5 protein-coding genes are annotated in these 3,958 nt (G+C 70.0%); 3 read left to right on the forward strand and 2 right to left on the reverse strand.

The window, feature by feature from the left end:
- The coding region (locus tag K6I34_RS33080; RefSeq protein WP_229331734.1) for a hypothetical protein at positions 1-643 on the forward strand (643 nt) is incomplete at its 5' end.
- A 5-nt stretch (positions 644-648) separates the two neighbouring features.
- Here the strand turns inward: K6I34_RS33080 and K6I34_RS33085 are convergent.
- Positions 649-1,470, reverse strand: a complete 822-nt coding sequence (locus tag K6I34_RS33085) for an aminoglycoside phosphotransferase family protein (RefSeq protein ID WP_229331735.1) — start codon at positions 1,468-1,470, stop codon at positions 649-651.
- A gap of 221 nt (positions 1,471-1,691) precedes the next feature.
- Here K6I34_RS33085 and K6I34_RS33090 point away from each other — a divergent pair, with 221 nt between their 5' ends.
- The gene (locus K6I34_RS33090) at positions 1,692-2,684 is read left to right on the forward strand and encodes an ABC transporter ATP-binding protein (protein ID WP_229331736.1); all 993 of its coding nucleotides are present in this window, start codon (positions 1,692-1,694) and stop codon (positions 2,682-2,684) included.
- A complete protein-coding gene (locus K6I34_RS33095; protein WP_229331737.1) occupies positions 2,684-3,406 on the forward strand; it encodes an ABC transporter permease in 723 nt (240 codons plus the stop codon). Before K6I34_RS33090 ends, K6I34_RS33095 begins: the two co-directional genes overlap by 1 nt.
- Before the next feature lie 63 nt (positions 3,407-3,469).
- Here the strand turns inward: K6I34_RS33095 and K6I34_RS33100 are convergent, their stop codons facing one another.
- Complete coding sequence (locus tag K6I34_RS33100) at positions 3,470-3,829, reverse strand: metalloregulator ArsR/SmtB family transcription factor (RefSeq protein ID WP_229331738.1); 360 nt, start codon at positions 3,827-3,829, stop codon at positions 3,470-3,472.
- Positions 3,830-3,958: the final 129 nt, after the last annotated feature.

The following is a 3,958-nucleotide window of genomic DNA, read 5'->3' on the forward strand; positions in this document are numbered from 1 at the left end:
GGAACAGGCCGGCCACCTCTTCCGCCGCCGCGAAACCGTCGGAGACGGCGGCACCCCATGGGTCTGGCGCACCTACTTCTCCCGCACCGCGCGCAGCGAGTCCTGGTGGCAGCGCTTCCGCAAAGGCGACGTACCCCCGGACGAGCCCAAACCCCAGCCCCAGGAGCAGGCGCAGCCACGTCGCAACGCGTACGACACCCTGGCGAGCGCCGGGCTCGCCGACCCCCGCATGTCCCTCTCCGCGGCCGAATGCGCCGAACTGCGCCCCCTCGCCGAGGAATGGTTCGCACGCGGCGCCGCCGAGGACGACGTCGTACGCGCCCTGACCACGAACCTGCCGCCGGAAGTCCACGTCCCCGGAGCCTTCGCCCGCAGGCGCCTCGTCGACAAACTCCCGCCACAACGCGAAGCAACAGCGCTCCCGGCACGCGAACCCCACCACCCCCACCCCCTGACGGAATGCGAAGTCTGCCGCGCACCAGGCCGCTCACTCCCCGGCGGCCGCTGCCGCACCTGCCGAGGCGACGACAACCCGCACGAAGGATGGCTCGGCGAATCCTTCCCCGAACCACTCGCCGAGAAAGTCCGCCGCAAGGCCGACGCCGTCCGCGCGGGCATCGTCAAGAACCCCATCCCCCGCTGACACTTTTACAAGGCGTCCAGGTACTCCTTCACCGGCCCCGCCAACTCCTTGTAGAACGGCGTACGGTCGGCGGCCTGGAGGACCTGGGCACAGACAGTCAGTTCCGCCACTCGCGCGGGCGGGGTGTCGAGAACGTGGGCGAAGGCCCGGCGGACGCGGGCAGCCGTGGCGGGTGTGCGGAGTGAGTAGACGTAGAGCTGTGCGGCGTCGAAGGCAACCGGGGCTCGCCCCCAGCCTTCCCAGTCGAGGATCGTGAGGCCGGGGCCTCCGATATTCGACCAGTGGAAATCGCCATGGGCGGTGGACCACACGATCTCGCCCACGTCATGACCCGTGTACGCGGGAACGGCTCGGCGGATGTACTCCTCGCGTACGGCGACGCGTTCGGTGGGGGCTTCGGCAAGGGAGTCGAGTGCGGTCCGCAGCTCCGCCCACCATGTCCCGGGGAGAACCGGATCGTGTTCGAGAACCGGTGAGCGGGAGATGGTGGTGGCATCCGCGTGCTGGTACAGCTCCGCCCGGTACGCCCAGTCGGCAGCCTGCCAATCGTGCACGTGGTGAAGAACAGGGCGGGGAATCTCGGGAGGGAGCAGTTCCCGGGCGGCCTTGGGACCGTCCCAGAGTTTCCCGTGCGCCCGGTCGGGACGCTCCGCGACGACACGGAGCCAGCCGACGCCCTGCCCACCGGTCACGGCACCGGACAAGGTCCGGCCGCCATAGCCCCAGACGGGATTCCCGGTGAGGTCTGTCAGAGCGAGAGTGGCGCACGCGAAAGCCCTGGCGGTACGCATGCGCCGGACGGTGACGTCGTCAGGCGCCGAGAACATCGATCACCTCGTACAGGGTCTTGTCCGGGAGCGGAGGCAGAGCCAGCACACGCTGAGCGGTCTGCCAGTGTCGCGCACAGCCCGACCCCAGGATGACGTGTCGCGCGCCTGGCGCGACGCGGCGCGGTTCCCGCTTCTTTCGCGGGTAGGACATTTCTCCTACTCAGGAGAGTTTTTTCGTCACTACCGGGGCCCGGAACGCCCTTCGTAGGGTCAGCGTCATGACGCACACAGCCATGCACCCCAGGGCGCCGTTGCGGACCGGCTCGGCGGTCAACTTCTCGGGTGTGACCAAGAGTTACGGCGATGTTCACGCCGTCGCGGGCCTGGACCTTGCCATCGACCGTGGCGAGACGGTCGCCCTGCTCGGACCCAACGGTGCCGGGAAGTCCACCACCATCAACATGATGCTGGGCCTGCTGCCCAACGACGGCGGCCGGATAAAGCTCCTGGGCAAGGACCCGCAGGAAGCGATGCGCGCCGGCCAGGTGGGCGCGATGCTCCAGGACGGCGGACTGATCCCCCGGGTCACCGTCACCGAGCTCATCGAGTTCATGCGCGGCACCTACGCCGACCCGATGCCGCTCGGCGAGATCCTGGACATCGCCCAGCTCACCAAACTGGCCGACCGCAAGGTGGACAAGCTCTCCGGCGGCCAGGCACAGCGGGTCCGCTTCGCCCTGGCGCTGTGCGGCGATCCCGAGCTGGTCGTACTGGACGAGCCGACCGCGGCCCTGGACGTCCAGTCCCGCCGGGACCTGTGGCAGACCATGGCCGCCTATGCCGCACGCGGCAACACCCTGCTGTTCTCCACCCACTACCTGGAGGAGGCCGACACATACGCCGAGCGGATCGTCGTCATCGCCCAGGGCAGAGTCCTCGCCGACGGCAGCGGCACCGAACTGAAGAAGGCTGTCGGCGGCAAGACCGTCAGCACCGACCTCGGTGGCCGGGAGCCCGAAGCCTTCTCCCGGGTGCCCGGTGTCACCGGTGTGGAGGTCCGCGGTGCGCGCGTTCACCTCGGCACTGACGACGCCGACCTCACCGTCACGGCCCTGGCCCGGCTGGGCGCACTGCGCAACGTCGAGGTCACCGGCGGCGGCCTGGAGGAGGCATTCATCTCTCTGACCGGCGCCCCCGGCGCCCCCGGCGCCCCCGGCGCTACTGGCCCTGTCGGTCCCACCGGCCCCACTGGCGCAAGGAGCGTTCTCTGATGCTGCTCGGATACCTTCGGCTCGAACTGCGCCGCACGGTGCGCGACGGCGGCTTCCTGATCATGTCCCTGGCCGCCCCCGTGCTGATGTACCTGCTCACCAGCCATCTGGGCGGCGGCCACCCCACCCACGCGGAAGAGATCCGCAATGTGGCGGGCATGGCGGGCTTCGGCGCCCTGGGCGCGGTGATGACCGCCTCCGGCGGCATCGCCGAGGACAAGAAAGCCGGCTGGCTGCGGCAGTTGCGCCTGACCCCGCTGCCCGCCCTCACGGTGGTGGTCGGACGCGGCATCTCCGCGATGTTCCTGGCGCTGCCGCCGATACTGGCGGTCGGCCTGCTGGCCTCGGTGGTCAACCACGTCTCGCTGAGCGCCGCCGAGTGGGCGGGCATGCTGGCCGTGCTGTGGGTGGGCATCGTGCCCGTCGCCATGCTGGCGCTGGGCTGCGGCTATCTGATCGAGGGCGCGAAGGCGCACTCCGTGGGCCTGGTCTCGTACCTGCTGCTCGCGGTCGTCGGCGGGCTGCTCGTCGACACCCGGTACTTCCCGCACTGGTTGACCAAGGTCTCCGGCTGGACCCCGGTCAACCGCTACAAGCAGATCGCGTCCGACCTCGCACTGGGCAACGCGCTGAGCACGACCGCGCTGGCCGTCCTGCTCGGCTGGAGCGTCGCCCTGGCCGCCTTCGCCGTCACCGGCTACCGCAAGGGCGCGGCCGCCTGAACCTGCCAGGACCGGTCCGCTGTGGAAGCGCTTCCCCCGCTGACGCGCGGGCCGGGGCGCCGCTCAGGACGGCGTGTCGGTCAGGCCGAGCTGCAGGTGTTCGACGTGGTAGAGGGCCTGGTCGAGGAGTTCCGCGACGTGGTTGTCGTACAGGGCGTAGACCACCGAGCGGCCCTTGCGGGTACCGGTGACCAGGCCCAGGTTGCGCAGGAGACGGAGCTGGTGGGAGCAAGCGGACTGCTCCATGCCGACCTCGGCGGCCAGCTCGGTCGCCGGAAGGGGACCTTCGCGCAGGCGGGCGAGGATCAGCAGCCGGGACGGGGTCGCCAGGGCCTGCAGGGTGGTGGCGACCTTCACCGCGCTGGTCGCGTCCAGGCGCGTGCGCGGGGCGGCGTTGTTCGCGGGAGCGGCTCCATGACCCATGGGTTCATGCTACCGGCCGGACGAATGAACACATGAATTGATGTTCATGTGTTCCTGTAGAGTGCAGTGGTCGCCCCCGTGCCGCTCGCGAAGGACCACCGCTGCGATGACCTCCACCCTCGCCCGCCC

Origin of the sequence: Streptomyces sp. UNOC14_S4, assembly GCF_020740835.1 — a bacterium.
Taxonomy (GTDB): domain Bacteria; phylum Actinomycetota; class Actinomycetes; order Streptomycetales; family Streptomycetaceae; genus Streptomyces.